The sequence below is a fragment of the Streptomyces sp. NBC_01235 genome (assembly GCF_035989285.1).
Lineage (GTDB): Bacteria > Actinomycetota > Actinomycetes > Streptomycetales > Streptomycetaceae > Streptomyces.
Window position 1 is genome coordinate 7,464,663 of the sequence record NZ_CP108513.1, and the last position, 16,593, is coordinate 7,481,255.

17 protein-coding genes are annotated in these 16,593 nt (G+C 72.0%); 5 read left to right on the plus strand and 12 right to left on the minus strand.

Translation table 11 applies throughout. The annotated features are described in order from the left end of the window. Positions 1-54 precede the first annotated feature (54 nt). The 3 genes from OG289_RS33685 to OG289_RS33695 are packed head-to-tail and all read right to left on the minus strand — an operon-like array spanning position 55 to position 2,032. Complete coding sequence (locus OG289_RS33685) at positions 55-372, minus strand: hypothetical protein (protein WP_327317809.1); 318 nt, start codon at positions 370-372, stop codon at positions 55-57. A 14-nt stretch (positions 373-386) separates the two neighbouring features. Then, positions 387-1,037, minus strand: a complete 651-nt coding sequence (locus OG289_RS33690; protein ID WP_327317810.1) for a TetR/AcrR family transcriptional regulator — start codon at positions 1,035-1,037, stop codon at positions 387-389. 56 nt (positions 1,038-1,093) lie between these two features. Further along, complete coding sequence (locus tag OG289_RS33695; protein WP_327317811.1) at positions 1,094-2,032, minus strand: AurF N-oxygenase family protein; 939 nt, start codon at positions 2,030-2,032, stop codon at positions 1,094-1,096. Positions 2,033-2,178: 146 nt separating this feature from the next. On the opposite strand from OG289_RS33695, the gene OG289_RS33700 reads away from it, so the two are divergent. After that, positions 2,179-2,778 (plus strand): Uma2 family endonuclease, encoded by a 600-nt coding sequence (locus OG289_RS33700; protein ID WP_327317812.1) that lies wholly within the window; start codon positions 2,179-2,181, stop codon positions 2,776-2,778. Between the two features lie 40 nt (positions 2,779-2,818). After that, a complete protein-coding gene (locus OG289_RS33705; protein ID WP_327317813.1) occupies positions 2,819-2,989 on the plus strand; it encodes a hypothetical protein in 171 nt (56 codons plus the stop codon). Positions 2,990-3,006: 17 nt separating this feature from the next. Here OG289_RS33705 and OG289_RS33710 read toward each other — a convergent pair whose 3' ends face one another. The 7 genes from OG289_RS33710 to OG289_RS33740 form a co-directional block, all read right to left on the minus strand. Continuing rightward, positions 3,007-3,537, minus strand: coding sequence for a DUF3291 domain-containing protein (locus tag OG289_RS33710; protein ID WP_327317814.1), 531 nt, complete (start codon positions 3,535-3,537; stop codon positions 3,007-3,009). Between the two features lie 45 nt (positions 3,538-3,582). Next, on the minus strand, positions 3,583-5,040 hold the full coding sequence (locus OG289_RS33715; RefSeq protein ID WP_327317815.1) for a peptidoglycan D,D-transpeptidase FtsI family protein: 1,458 nt from the start codon (positions 5,038-5,040) through the stop codon (positions 3,583-3,585). Next, positions 5,037-6,452, minus strand: coding sequence for an FtsW/RodA/SpoVE family cell cycle protein (locus tag OG289_RS33720; protein WP_327317816.1), 1,416 nt, complete (start codon positions 6,450-6,452; stop codon positions 5,037-5,039). Before OG289_RS33720 ends, OG289_RS33715 begins: the two co-directional genes overlap by 4 nt. A 97-nt stretch (positions 6,453-6,549) precedes the next feature. Next, the gene (locus OG289_RS33725) at positions 6,550-7,158 is read right to left on the minus strand and encodes an SH3 domain-containing protein (protein ID WP_327317817.1); all 609 of its coding nucleotides are present in this window, start codon (positions 7,156-7,158) and stop codon (positions 6,550-6,552) included. A 70-nt stretch (positions 7,159-7,228) separates the two neighbouring features. Next, on the minus strand, positions 7,229-8,539 hold the full coding sequence (locus tag OG289_RS33730) for an ATP-binding protein (RefSeq protein WP_327317818.1): 1,311 nt from the start codon (positions 8,537-8,539) through the stop codon (positions 7,229-7,231). Then, the gene (locus tag OG289_RS33735) at positions 8,536-9,309 is read right to left on the minus strand and encodes a hypothetical protein (RefSeq protein ID WP_327317819.1); all 774 of its coding nucleotides are present in this window, start codon (positions 9,307-9,309) and stop codon (positions 8,536-8,538) included. Before OG289_RS33735 ends, OG289_RS33730 begins: the two co-directional genes overlap by 4 nt. A gap of 150 nt (positions 9,310-9,459) precedes the next feature. Further along, complete coding sequence (locus OG289_RS33740; RefSeq protein ID WP_327317820.1) at positions 9,460-9,969, minus strand: protein-tyrosine phosphatase family protein; 510 nt, start codon at positions 9,967-9,969, stop codon at positions 9,460-9,462. A gap of 111 nt (positions 9,970-10,080) precedes the next feature. Here OG289_RS33740 and OG289_RS33745 point away from each other — a divergent pair, with 111 nt between their 5' ends. Continuing rightward, positions 10,081-10,884, plus strand: coding sequence for an NERD domain-containing protein (locus tag OG289_RS33745; RefSeq protein ID WP_327317821.1), 804 nt, complete (start codon positions 10,081-10,083; stop codon positions 10,882-10,884). Positions 10,885-11,057: 173 nt separating this feature from the next. Here OG289_RS33745 and ligD read toward each other — a convergent pair whose 3' ends face one another. After that, on the minus strand, positions 11,058-11,939 hold the full coding sequence (gene ligD, locus OG289_RS33750; protein WP_327317822.1) for a non-homologous end-joining DNA ligase: 882 nt from the start codon (positions 11,937-11,939) through the stop codon (positions 11,058-11,060). 55 nt (positions 11,940-11,994) lie between these two features. Here ligD and ku point away from each other — a divergent pair, with 55 nt between their 5' ends. Further along, positions 11,995-13,095 carry a non-homologous end joining protein Ku gene (gene ku, locus OG289_RS33755; protein WP_442818991.1) on the plus strand — a complete coding sequence of 367 codons (1,101 nt, stop codon included), beginning with the start codon at positions 11,995-11,997 and terminating at the stop codon, positions 13,093-13,095. 275 nt (positions 13,096-13,370) lie between these two features. Here ku and OG289_RS33760 read toward each other — a convergent pair whose 3' ends face one another. After that, positions 13,371-14,849: an acyltransferase family protein gene (locus OG289_RS33760; protein WP_327317825.1), complete on the minus strand. Its 1,479-nt coding sequence runs from the start codon at positions 14,847-14,849 to the stop codon at positions 13,371-13,373. A 477-nt stretch (positions 14,850-15,326) separates the two neighbouring features. On the opposite strand from OG289_RS33760, the gene OG289_RS33765 reads away from it, so the two are divergent. Then, positions 15,327-16,544, plus strand: a complete 1,218-nt coding sequence (locus OG289_RS33765; protein WP_442818992.1) for an MFS transporter — start codon at positions 15,327-15,329, stop codon at positions 16,542-16,544. Positions 16,545-16,593: the final 49 nt, after the last annotated feature.

The window sequence follows — 16,593 nt, forward strand, 5'->3', positions numbered from 1 at the left end:
CAGGCGTGCGCGCGTGGCCCGCGCGCCGAGTGTGCGCGGTTCGGCGCAACGGGGTCACTCGGTGGCGTCGTCCCGTCGGCCGTCCGGCGTGGCGTCGGGCTTGGACCAGGGCCACCGTGGTCGGCCGCTCTTCTTCCCCGCCCCCTGGTCACCTTCGGCGGCAAACTCGTACTTCCAGCCCTGGGGCAGTCCGAGCTTTCTGCTGTGGCCGCGGGGCACACGCCGGTAGACCAGGACGGTGGGCGGGCCACCGGCCGCGTCGGGGACGGGGATGCGGTACGTCTTCGGCGGGTGCCCGGTCGGGCCGAGCAGCACGGGCAGGACCCGGCCGTCCATGGGACCGCCCTCGAAGGGGGTGTCTTCGCTCTTCACCGCACCAGTGTCGATCAGGTCTCCGCCGACAGCGCACCCCGGACCAGCTCGGCGGTCTGCGCGTCCCGCGCCGAGGTCACCGTGAGGACGGCGACGAACTGGTCGACCAGCCAGTCCCGCAGCTCGTCGGCGGGCGGCTGCTTGTCCTCGTCGAGCCAGATGAGGGAGGCCGCCTCGACCGCCGTGATCCACATCCGCACGGTCATCCGGAGCCGCGGCCCGGGATCGGTGATCCCCAGGTGGCTGTAGATGTGCTCGGCGGCGGCTCGCCGGACGCCGTCCACGATGGCGGTCGTACGGGAGGTCTCGACGACGCTGCCGCCCTGGAGCAGGGCGCTGAAGCCGGCGTCGTGGCGGCCGACGAAGGTGAGGTAGCGGTCGAGGGCGCGGGCGAGGCGGGGGAGGAGGGGGCCCTGGCGGGGCTCGTCGAAGCAGTGGTTCAGCTCCTCGGCGGCGGAGCGCAGGGCGGCCTCGTAGAGCTGCTGTTTGCCGCCCGGGAAGTACCTGTAGACGAGCGGCCGGGACACCCCGGCGGCCTCCGCCACGTCGTCCAGCGAGACGTCCTCGGGGACGCGGTGCGCGAACAGCGACAGCGCGGCGTCGAGCAGCTGGCTACGGCGCTCCTCCACGCTGAGGCGCCGGTAGGCGGGGGCGGCGGGGGTCATGAAGTGCAGCGTAATCGCCCACCCCCGACCGGCGCCCGCCTCCGGTCGCGCTCCGGTCACGCCAGCAGCCCCGAAGACCTCCACAGCCGTCGCCCGACCCCGCGCAGCACCCCGATGTCGTCCAGGAAGTCGGTCAACCGCTTGGCTCCCGTCTGCATGATCTCCCGCCGGTGTCCGCTGGCCCGCACCTGCGCCATGGCCTCACGCCTGTCCAGGCCCACGTTCGGGTAGACCTCGGGATTCACGAAGGCCACCGAGAACACCCGCGCGAACTCGCCCGACGTGACCCGGGTGAACTCCTGGGACCACCTCGGCGCGCTCACCATCTGGCGGCGCAGTTCCTCGCGGGCGTAGCGCACGTGCCGGGCCTCCTCCACGACGTGGATCCGGGTGACGCCCCTGATCAGCGGCTGGACCCGCTCGTCCGGGAAGGTCAGCCGCTGCATCCAGTCCAGGACCTCCTCGCCGAGCAGGGTCGCGGTGAAGGAGCCGGGGGTCGTGGAGATCGTCTTGAACAACCGCCCCAGGTTCTGGTGGGCGCGGCTCACCGGATACCAGGGGGTGCCGCCGGCCGAGATCAGCCGGGCGAACATCTTCGAGTGCCGGCACTCGTCCTCGATCTCGGTCAGCGCGTACCGGACGTGCGCGCTCGTCGCCGCCTTGTCGTAGATGTGCCGGACGAGCAGCTGCATGAGGATGATCTCGAACCAGATCCCCAGCGAGGCGAGCGCGGCGGCCTCGTGCCGCGACAGCAGGATCCGCTGCTCCTCGCTCATCCGCCGCCACATCGGCGTGTCGTACAGCGACACCAGCTCCGGCGGCCAGAACCACTTGCCCTCTTCGAAGGGGGCGTCCCAGTCCAGCTCCTCGTCCGGGTCGAAGGAGTGCTTGGCGGAGGACGTGAGCAGCCGCTCGGCCACCTGCTCCCGGTCCTTGAGCAGGCCCAGCGCGTCCCGCAGCCCGTCCAGCGCGTCGGCATCCGTGAGGCTCGTCATGCCCTTATGAGACTGCCTGTCAGCAAGCCCGTCAATCCCCCGCGCGTCAACACTGCCGTGCGTGATCACTCCACCGAGGGGCGAATCGGCATATCCCGCTGGGTACGCTGGCTGTGCCAGGCAGACTCCGCCGCATGGGAGCAATCATGAGCGCCGCACGCGAGTACGGGCTGGATGAGGACTACGAGTGGGCCCGTCCGCCCGTCGACGGCTGGACGGCCGACGACCTCGACCGACTCCCGAACCTGCCTCCGCATACGGAGCTGATCGACGGGAGTCTGGTCTTCGTGAGTCCGCAGACGTCGTTTCATTCGCGCACGATGCGCCTGCTGGAGGGCGCTCTACTCGACCAGGCTCCGCAGGAACTGGACGTCCTCCGGGAAATGAGCGTCAAGCTCGACACGCGAAACCGGCCGGAGCCCGACGTCCTGGTGTTTCGCGCCGAGGCTGATACAGGTCCCCAGCAGACCTGGTACAGGCCCGAGGATGTCGTGCTGGCCTTGGAGGTCGTATCGAAGGACTCCAAGGAGCGCGACCGCAAGGTCAAGCCGCGCAAGTACGCGGAGGCGGGCATCCCCCACTACTGGCGAGTCGAAGAGAGTGAAGGCCTCCCCGTGGTCTACGTCTACGAGCTCGACCCCGCCACCAGCACGTACGTACCGACGGGCATCTATCACGACAAGCTCGAGCTGGCCCTCCCGTTTCCCCTCACCATCGACCTCACCGCGATCAACCGCCGCCGATGACCGTCGGTCGGCTCCCGTGGCCGCCCTCCGCGTCCGTTGGATGCTCGTGGATCCCGGTGACGAGGCGTCCGAGGTGGAGCACGGGCCGGGGACAGTGACCGTGCACGCCGAGCGGCTGCCCGCCTACGTCGGGGACGTCGACGGCAACGAGATCGAGTGCGGCCACGGCAGGCCGCGGCCCGCCGGGTCGTTCAAGCTCAGGCTTCCCTAGGCCTTCCTGTTGTCTTCTCAGACCGAGCAGCCCAGGTCCTCCGGGACCGCGAACCCCACCGGCTCCGCTCCCTGGGCCGGGAACGACGTGCGCAGGGTGAAGGCGTACGGGGTCGGGCCGTTGGCGCGCAGGTGGAGGAGGCGGGACTCGGCCTCCGCGACCGTCGGGCGGTGACCGGCCGGCACCCACCACAGGGCCGTCATCGCCTCCGCCACCCGCTCGAACCACTCCCGTCGACGGGACAGCATCTCGCGGTGCCGGCCCTGGTACATGTACGCGGTCAGGGCGTTGGCGTCCCGCCACACCGACATGTTGATGATCAGCCAGGCGTCGCCGAAGACCTCGATGCCGGTCGCGTCGCCGTCCTCGGACTGGAGGCGCCAGACGAAGCCGTCGGCCGTGTCCGCGTCGGCGTTGACCGGGTCGAGGGCGTCGACGAAGTCCTTCAACTCCGGTGAGTCCAAAGGGAACTTGAGGCGGGCGAGGTTGACCTGGGCGAGTTCGAAGGCGGTTGCGGTTGCGGCTACTTGTGTGTCGGCGTCAGTCATGGACCGAACGGTAGGTCGGGAGCCTGCCGTTCGGTACCCCCCGTCTCACGAGTTGAGCACCGCCTCCATCACCGCCCGCGCGATCGGCGCCGCCATCCCGCCCCCGGTGATGTCCCCGCGGCGCGCCGACCCGTCCTCCACCACCACCGCGACCGCGACCCTCGGCTCCATGTCCCGCTCGCCCTGCGCCCAGGAGACGAACCAGGCGTACGGAATCCCGGCGTTGCCGATGCCGTGCTGCGCGGTGCCGGTCTTGCCGCCGACGATCGCGCCGGGGATCGCGGCGTTGGTCCCGGTGCCCTCCCGCACCACGTTCTCCATCAGCTCCCGCATCCGCCGTGCCGTCGAGGGGAGCATCGCCTGGCGGGACGGGCGGGAACCGGCCGTGGCCACCGTCGCCCCGCCCTTCCGCGTCGTGCGCTCCACCAGGTACGGCGTGCGCGCCCGCCCCCCGTCGGCCACCGCCGCCGCCACCGTCGCCATCTGGAGCGGGGTCGCCCGCGTGTTGTACTGGCCGATCGAGGACAGCGCCAGCTGCGCCTCGTCGAGCGAGGTGTCGAAGGTGCTCGCAGAGACGGCGAACGGGATCCGCATGTCCACGTCGTTGAAGCCGAACGCCTGCGCCGTCCGGGTCATCCGGGCCAGCCCCGTGTCCACGCCGAGTTTCGCGAACACCGTGTTGCACGACCACTCGAAGGCGTCCCGCAGCGGAGCGTCCTCGCAGCCGTCGCCCTCGTTCGTCAGGATCGTCGTCGTCCCGGGCAGCCGGTAGGGGGCGGGGGAGTCGGTCGCCGCGTCGAGGTCCGTGATCACGCCCGCGTCCAGTGCCGCCGCCGCGGTGACCACCTTGAACGTCGACCCCGGCGGATACGTCTGCCGCACCGCCCGGTTCAGCATCGGCTTGTCCGGGTCGCCGTTGAGCCGCGCCCAGGCCCGTTCGGCCCCTGCGTCGTTCCCGGACAGCACGCCCGGGTCGTACGACGGACTGGACACCAGCGCCAGTACCCGCCCCGTCGCCGGTTCCACCGCCGCCACCGCGCCCTTGCGTCCGTCCAGCCCCTCGTAGGCGGCCCGCTGGGCCCGGCGGTTCAGCGTCGTCACCACGTTGCCGCCGGGGGGCCGGCCGTGCGTGACGTCGTTCCACAGCGGGAACGGCGAGAGCAGCGGATCCGCCCCCGACAGGACGCCGTCCCCGGTGTGCTCCAGGAACGTCGTCCCGTACACCTGGGAGGCGAAGCCGGTCACCGGCGCGTACAACGGCCCGTCCCGGTACGTGCGTTCGTAGCGCAACTGCTCCCCGGTGTCCCGGGAACCGGTGACGGGGGCCCCGTCGACCAGGATGTCGCCGCGCGGCTGGGCGTAACGGGCGATGGACGCACGCCGGTTGGCCGGGTTGTGGTCGTAGACGCCGGACCGGACGACCTGGACGCGCGCGGCGTTGACCAGGAGCGCCACCAGCAGCAGGGCGCAGAAGACGGCGGCGCGCCGGATGTGCCGGGTCACCCGGACCTCCGTGGGTTCTTGTCGACCGGTTCGTCGAGCTGTTCCGCGTACGGCCGTCGCGCCGAGTCGCTCACCCGGATCAGCAGCGCCACGATCGCCCAGTTGGTGACGACCGACGAGCCGCCCTGCGCCAGGAACGGCATCGCCATGCCGGTCAGCGGGATCAGGCCGGTCACCCCGCCCGCGATCACGAAGACCTGGAGCGCCACGATCGAGGCGAGGCCGGTCGCCAGCAGCCGGCCGAACGGGTCGCGCAGGGACAGGCCCGCCCGGTAGCCGCGCTCCACCAGCAGGCCGTAGAGGAGGAAGAGCGCCGACAGCCCCGCCAGGCCCAGTTCCTCGCCCGCCGTCGCCAGGATGAAGTCCGACTTCGCGGCGAAGCCGATGAGGATGGAGTGGCCGAGCCCGAGCCCGGTGCCGAGCACCCCGCCGGCCGCGAACGAGAACAGCGACTGCGCGAGCTGGTTGGGGCCCTGACCGGCCTCGATGGACGCGAACGGGTGCAGCCAGTCCTCGACCCTGCTGTGCACGTGCGGCTCCAGCCGGCCGACGGCGACCGCGCCGAGCGAGGCGAGCAGCAGGCCGACGGCGATCCAGCCGGTGCGGCCGGTGGCGACGTAGAGCATGACCACGAACAGCCCGAAGAAGAGCAGGGACGTGCCGAGATCCCGCTCCAGGACCAGCACGCCGACGCTCAGCAGCCAGATCGCGACGATCGGTCCGAGAACACGGCCGGTGGGCAGCTGGATCCGCCGGCAGTGCCAGATCTGCCGGCCCGCGTACGCCAGCGCCGTGCGGTTGGCCGCCAGGTACGCGGCGAAGAACACCGCCAGCAGCACCTTCGCGAACTCGCCCGGCTGGATGGAGAACCCGGCGATCCGGATCCAGATGCGGGCGCCGTTCACGGCCGGGAAGAGGATCGGCAGGGCGAGGAGGGCGAGCGCGGCGACCACGCACACGTACGCGTACCGCTGGAGCACCCGGTGGTCGCGCAGCGCGGCCACGACCACGATGAACAGGGCCACCCCGAGTGTGGACCACACCAGTTGCGTGGGTGCCGCCCGGTCGCCCGGCGTCTCCAGGTCGAGCCGGTAGATCAGCACCAGCCCGATCCCGTTGAGCAGCACCGCGATGGGCAGCAGGAGCGGGTCGGCGCAGGGGGCGCGCAGCCGCACCGCGAGATGCGCCAGCAGCGCGAGCACACCGAGCCCGGCGCCGTAACCGGCGGCGCCGGGCGGGACGGTGCCGTGCTTCGCGAGGCCGACGGCGCAGTACCCGTACACGGAGAGCAGGACGGCCAGGACGATGAGGGCGAGTTCGACGCCGCGGCGCCGGGGGAGGCGTACCGCGGGGGCGGGCGCGTCGGCCGCCGCCACCACGGTGGTTCCCGTTCCGACTCCGGCTTTCGTCATGTCCGGAACTTACCCAAATGGGGCTCCTTGTGAGCCTTGGATACATTTTCGAGTCGGCGTCGTGCCGACGTCGTGGCGGTGCCGGGCCGGGGCCGGGTCAGCACCAGCGCGGTGCCGCCCCGATGTTGTCGATGTAGCGCGCCGCGCCCCATGCCCAGGTGCCGTCCGTGAGGAGGTACCAGAGGGGGTTGCCCTGGACGTTCTGGCCGGCGGTCTTGCAGAAGATCGAGACGATCTCCCCGCGGTGGGCGACGCGGATCACCTGGCCGGCGCGGGTCGGCCTGCTGCGCAGGAGCAACTGGTCGGCGGTGACGCGCCCGCGGAAGCGGCGGGAGTCGTTGTTGTCGTGGTCCCCGGACTGCCAGTCGCCACTGTCGCCGCCCCCCGACTGCCAGCCGTTGCCGCCGCCGGACTGCCAGTTGCCGCCACCGCCACCGCCATCGCCACCACCATCACCGCTCGACTGCCAGTTCCCGTTCCCGCCGTTGCTCTGGCCGTTGCTCTGGCCGCCGTCGCCGCCCTGGCCGCCCTGGTTCTGCCAGTCCTGCGGGTCGTCCTCCTGGGCGCTGAGGCCGTTGCCGTTGCTGTTGCCGCCCCAGTCGTCGTCCCCGCCGTCGGCGAGGGCCGGGGTGACGGTCGCGGTGGCGGCGAGCGCGCCGGCTGCGGTGACCAAGGCGAGACGGGTGAGAGCGGAGCGCACGGACATGGCGATACCTCCATGAAGAGGGTGAAGCTGACTAATCGCCACATTAGGAGTCGTTCGGGCGCCTCGCCCGTCACGCTGCGCCATCGGGGAGGCCGCCCCCGGCAGGAGGCGTCTGAGGGAGCGTCAGCGTGGCCACGGCACCGCCGTCCGGCGCGTTGGCGAACGTCAGCCGGGCGCCCAGCACCTCCGCCTGGCCGGCCGCGATCGTCAGCCCGAGCCCGTGCCCCTTCGCCCCGCCCTCGGTGCGGAACCGCTGCGGCCCGTGCGTGACGAGGTACTGCGGATAGCCGTCCCCGTGGTCCCGGACGCTGACCACGGGCCCGTCCACCGTCAGCGTCACCGGCGCCCGCCCGTGCCGCTGCGCGTTGGCGAGAAGGTTGCCCAGCACCCGCTCCAGACGCCGCCGGTCGGTCTCCACGCGCATGTCCCGGACGATGGCGACCGTGACCTCGGCGTCGGCCACCGAAGCACCGAAGGTGCCGGAGGCCTCCGACGCCCGCACCACCCGCACCGCCAACGCGCCCAGCTCCTCGGCGTCCAGGTCCAGCCGCTCATGCCCGGTGTCCAGCCGGGAGATCTCCAGCAGGTCCTCGGTCAGCGTGCGCAGCGCCGCCACCCGGTCGCGCACCAGCTCCGTCGGCCGCCCCGGCGGCAGCAGTTCGGCCGCCGCGTGCAGCCCGGTCAGCGGGGTGCGCAGCTCGTGCGCCACATCGGCGGTGAACCGCTGCTCGCTCAGTAGCTTGCCCTGCAACGAGGACGCCATGGAGTCCAGCGCGACGGCGACGGCGCCCACCTCGTCCTGCGGGCGCCCCGGTTCCTTCGCGCGGGGGTCGTCCACGCGCGCGTCCAGATCGCCGGCGGTGATCCGCCGGGCCACCTGCGCGGTGGTGTGCAGCCGCCGGGTCACCCGGGTCACCGCGACGGCGCCGACCAGCAGCGTCGCCCCGATCGCCAGCACCGACGACCACAGGATCGCGGTGTCGAGCGCCTCGATGGTGTGGGCGCTCTGCGAGTAGTCGACCGCGACCGCGAGGGCCCGCTCACCGTCGGCGGGCCCCGCCGCCCACATCGTGGGACGCCCCCGGTAGTCGGCCACCACCGTGCCGCGCTCCCCGGCCACCGCCAGCGTCCGCAGTGCCGTGGGCAGCCCGGGCGGATCGACGCTGGCGCCCCACCCGAGGGTGTCCCCGGCCTCGAACGCCGTCGTCGCCTCCTTCAGCCGGGACAGCGCGAGATCGCGCGCCTGGCCGACGGTCTGGTTCGTCACCGACACATGCACCAGGACGCCGAGCAGCGCGGCCAGCGCGCAGCACATCACCGTGATGAAGACGGCGGCCTTCACGGCGAGCGTGCCGGCCCACGAGGGAAGTGCGAGCCTCATCGGCCGCTCGCGGAGGCCGAGGGAGAGGGGGCCGAGGGGGAGGCTGAGGCGGAGGGCCGCTGGGAGTGCGGGGAGTGCTTCCGGTCGGCGCCGCCCGTGCGCAGCATCTCGTCGTTGGTGAGCAGCATCGCCCGCTGTTGCTGGTCCCAGGTCCACTGCAGGCGGTACTCGTAGCCGGCGACCTCCGAGGGGGCCCGGATGATCACGGACCGCCCGGCCAGCTCGACCGCGCTCACGGCGTCCTCGTAGCCCATGATCTGCACGAGTCTGTTCTTGCGGACGGTGTAGACGCGGACGGCCGTCAGGTTGCCGGGCAGCTGCCGGAAGCCCAGCGTCATGTCGTCGTGGCCGTCGCCGGTGAGGTCGCGGTAGTAGGCCTTGAGAACGGGACACCTGAGCCCTTGCACGCCGCTCCTGCCGCAGTCGGCCATCCGGCGGGCCGTCTCGTCGTACGCGCCCTCGGTGTAGTCGCCCGGGCTCTCCGCGATCTCCCTGCGGACGACCGTGACCGGGTCCACCGTGTGGATGTCGCCGCCGGGCACCGTGATGCCCTTGACCACCTGGGTGTCCACCTCGCCGATGTCGAAGGCCGGACTGGCGGCGGGGGTCAGATCCGGCCAGAGCTGGTCCGGGCTGATCGCGGTCGGCGTCGACCCCGCGCCCTTCAGCTCACCGGCGTCACCGCAGCCCACGGCGACCGACGCCAGCAGGACGACGGCGACGCCGACGAACGCGGGACGGCTGGGGCGGGTGGGACGGGAAGGCCGCATGGAACGGGAGCGACAGATGGGGCGACTGCGAGGCACGGGACTCCTGTGACTCCTCTTGGGCTACGACGGTGTCAGGCCCCGTACACCTTATTCGCATGGAAGTCCGATTTGCGTACCGGTGGGCCGGAGATGCTGACCAAGGTGAAACGATTACTCGGCCAGCTCCTCAAGAAGTCTGGCTGTCGGCAGCCCCGCCCGCAGGTACTCCACGAACAACTCGTTGTGCAGGGCCCACGGCGAGCGCCGTGACCGTATCAGCCGGATCGCCTCCTCGGCCGAGTGCCCCCGGTGCACCAGCGTGTGGGCGACGACCAGCCCGGAGCGGTTGTAGCCGCTGTGACAGCGGACGAGGACCGTACGGCCCTCGTCCATCGCGTCTCCCGCGGCCTGCGCCAGCCGGATCACACCGGCGAGCTGGGTGCCGTCCAGCGGCCCGTCCGGAATCGGCCACACATGGTGCCGCACACCGGGATCGGGCCCGTGCCCCTGCCGGGCCGTGGTCAACGTCTGGACGAGATCGAACTCGCCCCGCACCACGGCGAGCTCCAGCTCCCCACCGGGCCCCCGGAACTCGTGTCCGCCCATCCACAGGCCGGGCACGATCTCGCTCCACGGACGGTCCGGAACCGGTACGTCGGGTTGCTTCCTGCGGGTCCGCAATGGCGCCTCCCGAAACGCGCTGCCCAGTGCCTGCCCAGCTCCCTTCGAAGGTAACCGCCTTCTTGCCCCCGGAGCACCCCTCCTGTTCCCATGGTCGTGGGGTGATGGTGCATGAACGGACTGCGCGTCATACCGACCTGGCGACACGGCCAGGAGCGGCTCTACGTCTGTCTCGCGGACGGCAGGAACATCGCCTGGTACGACCGTGAGGGGGGCCGCGTCAACCTGCTCGGCGACGCCCGCAGAGAGGACGTCCTTGAGGCCCTCGGCCCCTTCGTCACCGGCCCGGTGACGGTCGGCCCGCCCCCGGTGCCGACCCCCGCGGAGCTGGCCCGCCTCGCCCTCCATCCCGACGACGACCTGGCCCCCAACCGCCCCGGCGAGGCCCTCCTGATCGCCCTGGACCGCGACCCCGGCCCCGCCCACCGCCTCCGCACCGACCCGCGCCGCCGCGCCCTCGCGGCCGAGCAGACGGTCGGCGACGCCCTGGACCGCCTCGACGGCGCAGGCTGGCGCACCCTGCACTCCGTCCCGCTCCCCGGCGGAGACCGTGTCCACCACTTGTCGATCGGCCCCGCAGGCCTGTTCGCGATCCACACCCTGTACGCCCGTAAACAGCGGGTCCGGATCGCCGACCCCATGGTCACCCTGGGCCGCCGCGACCCGGAGCCCCTGCTCCGCCGGATCCGCGCGGACGCCGACCGCGCCTCCTACGCCCTCACGGCCGAGGTCCGCCCGGTACTGGCCCTCGTGGCCCCCACGGACGTCTCCGTCCCCCTCCCCCCACGCGAGGTCCGCGTCCTGACCGACACCGCCCTCACCGACCTCTCCCGCCTGGGCGGAGTCCTGAAACCGGCAGACGTGGAGGCCCTCCACGCGATGGCGAGGGACCGGGAGACGTGGGCGAGAGTGTGACGGACTTTCGAGGCCGGTTCGGCGGAAGTTCTCGAGCGCCGGTCAGGCACTTCGGCCCGTCCGGCGTCTGAGGACGAGGCCCTTTCGGGGCGAAGCGGGGGTCCAGGGAGCAGCAGCCCCCTGAGGATGGGACGGGTAGGGGCGGCAGGGGCGAGGAAGGCCGGCGAGCCCCCTCACGGCACCACCCCCGCCCGCCCCCCATCGAGCAGCGGTGCCAGCAGATCCCCGTAGTCCTGCACCCGTGGGGCGATGTCCGAGGCCAAGAACGTGAGCGTCCGAGCCGACCGGCACCCCTCGACCTCCTCCCACGTAACCGGCGCCGACACGGCCGGCTCGTCCCGAGCCCGCAACGTGTACGGCGCGGCCGTCGTCTTGCGCGCCGCGTTCTGACTCCAGTCCACGAACACCTTCCCCGGCCGCAGACTCCGCGTCATCCGATGCAGAACCAGCCGCGGCATGCCCCGCTCCGCCTCCACGGCCAGCCGCTTCGCATACTCCGTGACCCGTTCGGACGAGGCCCCCCGCACCGCCGCCAGCAGATGCAGCCCCTTCGACCCGGACGTCTTCGGGTACGCCTCGATCCCGTCCGCCGCCAACCGCTCCCGCAGCCACGCCGCGACCTCGCAGCACTCGACGACGGTCGCGGGCGACCCGGGGTCGAGGTCGAAGACGAGCCGGTCGGCGACCGAGGGATCCTGAATCACCCACTGGGGCGTATGGAACTCGGTGACGAGGTTCGCCGCCCAGACCAGACTCGCCAGATCCTGCACGACGACCATCCGGGCCGGCCCCTCCGACCGCGGCACCTCGGCGGTGGTGACCCACTCGGGTGTCCCCGGCGGCACGTTCTTGGCGAAGAAGATCTGCCCGTCGGGCCCGTCCGGGTAGCGCAGGAAGGACAGCGGCCGGTCGCGCAGATGGGGGAGCAGGACGTCGGCGACGGTCGCGTAGTAGTGCAGCACCTCACCCTTGGTGAGGCCGGTCGCCGGATACAGCACCTTCTCCAGATTGCTGAGCGCGAGCCGCCGCCCCTCCACCTCAGTGATCGGCGTCATACGATGAGAATCACATGAAACCGTCACATAACGCTCATTCGGGAGGATGCTGCACGTGAGATCCATATGGAACGGCGCCATCTCCTTCGGCCTGGTCAGCATCCCGATCAAGCTGGTGAACGCCACCGAGAGCCACTCGATCTCCTTCCGCCAGATCCACCTGGAGGACGGCGGCCGCATCCGCTACCGCAAGGTCTGCGAGCTGGAGGAACGCGAGGTGAGCTCGGCGGAGATCGGCAAGGGGTACGAGGACGCGGACGGCACGGTCATCCCGATCACCGACGAGGACCTGGCCCACCTGCCGATCCCGACCGCGAAGACGATCGAGATCGTGGCCTTCGTCCCGGGCGACCGGATCGACCCGCTCCAGATGGACGCCTCGTACTACCTCCAGGCGGGCGGCGCCGCGGCCGCGAAGCCGTACACGCTGCTCAGGGAGGCACTGAAGCGCAGCAACAAGGTGGCGATCGCGAAGTACGCCCTGCGTGGCCGCGAGCGTCTCGGCATGCTCCGCGTGGTCGGCGACGCGATCGCCATGCACGGCCTGCTCTGGCCTGACGAGGTCCGCGCGCCGGAGGGCGTCGCCCCGGACACCTCCGTCACCGTCCGCGACAAGGAGCTCGACCTCGCGGACGCCCTGATGGACACCCTCGGCGAGGTCGACCTGGAGGACCTGCACGACGAGTACCGCGAGGCGGTGGAGGAGGTCGTGGCGGCGAAGGCGGCCGGCGAGACACCCCGCGAGGTCCCGTCCGCGCCGTCGAGCGGCAAGGTGCTGGACCTGATGGCGGCCCTGGAGAAGAGCGTCCGGGCCGCGAAGGAGTCGCGGGGCGAGGAACCGGAGCCTACTGCGGAGCCGGAAGAGGCAGAGGTCAGACGCCTGCAACAACGCAAGTCGGCCCGCCCGGCACCCAAGCGGACGGGTGGCAAGAAATCGACGGCGACGGCGACATCGTCGGCGAAGAAGACGACGGCGGCGCCGAAGAAGTCGACGGCGAAGTCGACGCAGTCGGCGAAGAAGACCACGGCGTCGAAGAGCACGGCGCAACGCAAGAGCACCGCCAAGAAGACCGCGGCGAAGAAGACGACGGCGCAGAAGACCACGGCGAAGAAGACACCGGCGAAGAAGACGACACCCGGCAAACGCACGGCCTGACCCCCCACACCTCCGTCACCCCCTCACCCTCCTGCCCCCGTTGCTCACCTCTCACCGCCGAGCCCGTAGCCTCCCGCCCTCCACGCCCGCCCCTCACCGCCTCACCCTCCTGCCCCCGTTGCTCACGCCTCACCGCCGCGCCCGTAGCCTCCCGCCCTCCACGCCCGCCCCTCACCGCCTCACCCTCCTGCCCCTGTTGCTCACCTCTCACCGCCGCGCCCGTAGCCTCCCGCCCTCCACGCCCGCCCCTCACCGCCTCGCCCCTCTCGCCCCCTTCACCTCCCCTCGCCCCTTGGCCTCCTCGCGAGTGATCGCCCAGGTCGGACAGCCTCCTCCAGAGCCCCGTTTCCCGCTCGGGCCCCAGCGCCCCCCTTGCTCCGCCGGCCCTCCTTGCTCCGCTCGCCCCCCTCGGCCCGCCCGCCACCCAGACCCCCCTCGCCACCCTTCCCGCCCCGCCGAGGCAGAACCGCGAGCACCAGGCCCAGACCCACGCCCAGCCCCGCCGCCGGCCACACCGGAAACTCGCCCCCGTACGCGAACCCGTGCCCCGCGAAATACACCAGCGCCCAGACGCTCGCTCCGAGCCCGGCCCACATCCGCCAGGCCGCCGCCCCCCGAAGCCCCGCGTCGGGCCGCACGCGTACGTCCACAGCGGCCAGCCCCCGCTCCAGTGGCCGCAACGCCCGCAGGACCCCCACCAGGACACCCCCGAGCACCACCACCCACGGCACTCGCAGCGCCCACCAGGCCGCCGAGCCGTAACCGGGTTCGGGAGCGAGCCCCGTCAGATAGAAGGCGGCGGCGACGACCAGCACGGGCAGCATGTGCCACAGGTACAGCGCCATGCTGCCGGCCCCCAGCACCCGCACCGCCCGCCACACCCGAGCCCGCTCCAACGCCCGCCGCACGACCGGCGCGACCAGCAGAGCCACCCCGACCTGAGCCACGGCCCACGCCAGCATGGCCGCGGACGGCGGGTTGGTGTTGCTCGGCTCCTGCCCGGTCACCAGGATCAGGCTGATGGGGAACGGCCCCGGCCCGACCAGCGCGGCGAACCCCGCCCCGCCCCCCACCGCCATGGCGATCGGCACCGTCCGCCTCCCGCCGCCCAACATCCCATCCCGCCAGCAGAACCCGAGTTGGTAGACGACCCCCCACACGAGCAGGTGGTTGAGCGCTCCGACGGCCTCGACGATCCCGCTGCGGGACGAGTCGGCGGCCACGACGAGCACCCCGACACCGAGCCCGACGACCCCCATCCCCGCCGGCACCCGCGCCCCCCACCGTTCGTGAAGGATGTACAGCATCGGCGTCAGGGCGCTGAGCAGCAGATACACCGGCAGGAACCAGAACTGCATGGCCATCGCCCACCCCACCAGCGCGAGGGTGGCGGGATCCACGCCGAGCCCGGCGCACACCCCGACGGCGAGGAGCACGAGCCCGCTGTACACGGCCGTGGGCAGCAGCAGCCGCACCGCCCTCTGCCCCACCCACCCCGAGGCGGACGCCCCGCCGGCCCGGGCCCGCGCCCAGGACCCACCGGCGGCATACCCGCCGGCCAGGAAGAACAACGGCATGATCTGGAAACCCAGGGTCAGCCACTGCGTCCAGGGCACCGTCGCCAACAACTCCGGCGCGGTGATCCCACCGTCCGGATGCCGGACCAGCCCGGTGATCACCCAGTGCCCGAGCACCACGATCAGAATCGCCCAGGCCCGCAGGAAGTCGACGTACCGGTCTCGGTCTCGGCTCATGTGTCGCATGCTGCCGCCGCCCCAACTCCCCTACACCGAAAAGCCCTTGTCGCAACCAACCCGTGCCCGAGCCGACACCGCGCCAGCCCCCAGCCCCGGACGACGGGCGACGGGCGACGGGGGACGGGTGACGGGGGACGCGCGACGCGCGACGGGTGACGCGCGACGCGCGACGGGGGACGTGCGACGGCCGACAAGGGGCAGGAGGTAGCGGCAGCGCGCGCCCGCCCCACCATCACAGGCCAGGCCGACAGCTACACGGCGGCGATCCCCACCGCCATTCGCACAGACACCTTGGCCTTGCTGCCCACCACCCCTCAACTCCCTTGATCCCAACTTCCTCGATCGGCAAGTTCCCCACTCCACCACCCCGTGTCAAACACCTTGACGCCAGCGATGTTACCGGTAACATCGACGCCCGTCGGAGCATCACACCGCACCCCACACCGCAGTGGGCCGTCCGCTTCTGGAGTCCGCGTGAGCGACCACCCCACGGCACAGCGCGCCCCGGCGGCGACCTCACCCCCGCCGAACACCACGCTCCACACCGCCCCCGTCTTCACCACGCCCGCCGTGGCAGCCTCCTGTGCCGGCTTCGTACTCATCGGCGCACTCCAGGCCCTCTACGGCCCCGCGATCCCGGCCCTGCGCCAGGAGTTCGGCCTCTCACCCTCCACGGCAGGCCTCGGTCTGAGCGCCCACTTCGTGGGCGGAGTCGCCGGAGTCCTCCTCTTCGACCGCCGCTACGGCCGTACGAGCAACCGGCGGATCCTCGCCAGCTCGTACCTCCTGATGGCGGCCGGCGCCGCAGGCTTCGCACTCGCGCCGAACTGGCCCCTCGCCCTCCTCGCGGCCCTCCTCGCGGGCCTCGGCTTCGGCGGCATCGACTACGGCCTCAACCAGCTCTTCTCCATAGGCTTCGGCCACCGTTCCACCGCGATGCTCAACATCCTCAACGCCCACTTCGGCATCGGCGCGATCCTCGGCCCGGCCCTGATCGGGGCGGTCGGCGCCGAGCACTACCCGGCCGTCTTCCTGATCTTCGCCCTCGCCAACCTGCCCCTGCTGCTCTGCCTGCGCGGCGTACGCGACCACGCACCCCCACCGTCAGGCGACCGGCCCTCCACCTCCACCCCCCTCCGCCGCAGCCTCACCTCCGTCCTCACCGTCTTCGTCACCCTCTACGTCCTGCACGTGGGCATCGAGGCAGGCGTGGGCGGCTGGGAACCCACCCACCTGGAAACCATCGGCTACGGCGCAGGCGCAGCCGCCACCGCCACCAGCGTCTACTGGCTGATGATGACCGTCGGCCGATTCCTGGTCGCCCCGATCGCCCTGCGCTTCTCCGCCCAGGCCATCATCACCGTCTCCTGCGCCGGCATGACCGCCTGTCTCCTCCTGGCCGCCGTACCGGACCTGGCCCCCTACGCCTACGCCGGCGTGGGCCTCTTCATCGCCCCGATCTTCCCCACAGGCCTGCCCTGGCTCAACCGCACCACCCCCCAGGCCCGCCGCGCCGGCGCCCTGGTGATCGCCGCCTCCATGGCCGGCGGCGTCGCGGCGGGCCCGGCACTGGGCAAGGCCATCGAGTGGTCCGGCGTCCGAACGGTCCCCCTCCTCCTGGCCGCAGTCTCGACAACCTGCCTGGCAGCCACACTCTGGCTGATCAGGGCAACCCACACGAAGACCCCCTGAGGCCCCCCGACACACCCCGACAGGGGAACCCCCTCCGCACCCCCAGCCG

Bases quoted from the DNA above. Each gene is read 5' to 3' on its own strand.
- OG289_RS33690 (WP_327317810.1), bottom strand. From the start codon at position 1,037: ATGACCCCCGCCGCCCCCGCCTACCGGCGCCTCAGCGTGGAGGAGCGC.
- OG289_RS33695 (WP_327317811.1), bottom strand. From the start codon at position 2,032: ATGACGAGCCTCACGGATGCCGACGCGCTGGACGGGCTGCGGGACGCG.
- OG289_RS33700 (WP_327317812.1), top strand. From the start codon at position 2,179: ATGAGCGCCGCACGCGAGTACGGGCTGGATGAGGACTACGAGTGGGCC.
- OG289_RS33705 (WP_327317813.1), top strand. From the start codon at position 2,819: ATGCTCGTGGATCCCGGTGACGAGGCGTCCGAGGTGGAGCACGGGCCG.
- OG289_RS33710 (WP_327317814.1), bottom strand. From the start codon at position 3,537: ATGACTGACGCCGACACACAAGTAGCCGCAACCGCAACCGCCTTCGAA.
- OG289_RS33720 (WP_327317816.1), bottom strand. From the start codon at position 6,452: ATGACGAAAGCCGGAGTCGGAACGGGAACCACCGTGGTGGCGGCGGCC.
- OG289_RS33725 (WP_327317817.1), bottom strand. From the start codon at position 7,158: ATGTCCGTGCGCTCCGCTCTCACCCGTCTCGCCTTGGTCACCGCAGCC.
- OG289_RS33730 (WP_327317818.1), bottom strand. From the start codon at position 8,539: ATGAGGCTCGCACTTCCCTCGTGGGCCGGCACGCTCGCCGTGAAGGCC.
- OG289_RS33735 (WP_327317819.1), bottom strand. From the start codon at position 9,309: ATGCGGCCTTCCCGTCCCACCCGCCCCAGCCGTCCCGCGTTCGTCGGC.
- OG289_RS33745 (WP_327317821.1), top strand. From the start codon at position 10,081: ATGAACGGACTGCGCGTCATACCGACCTGGCGACACGGCCAGGAGCGG.
- ligD (WP_327317822.1), bottom strand. From the start codon at position 11,939: ATGACGCCGATCACTGAGGTGGAGGGGCGGCGGCTCGCGCTCAGCAAT.
- OG289_RS33760 (WP_327317825.1), bottom strand. From the start codon at position 14,849: ATGAGCCGAGACCGAGACCGGTACGTCGACTTCCTGCGGGCCTGGGCG.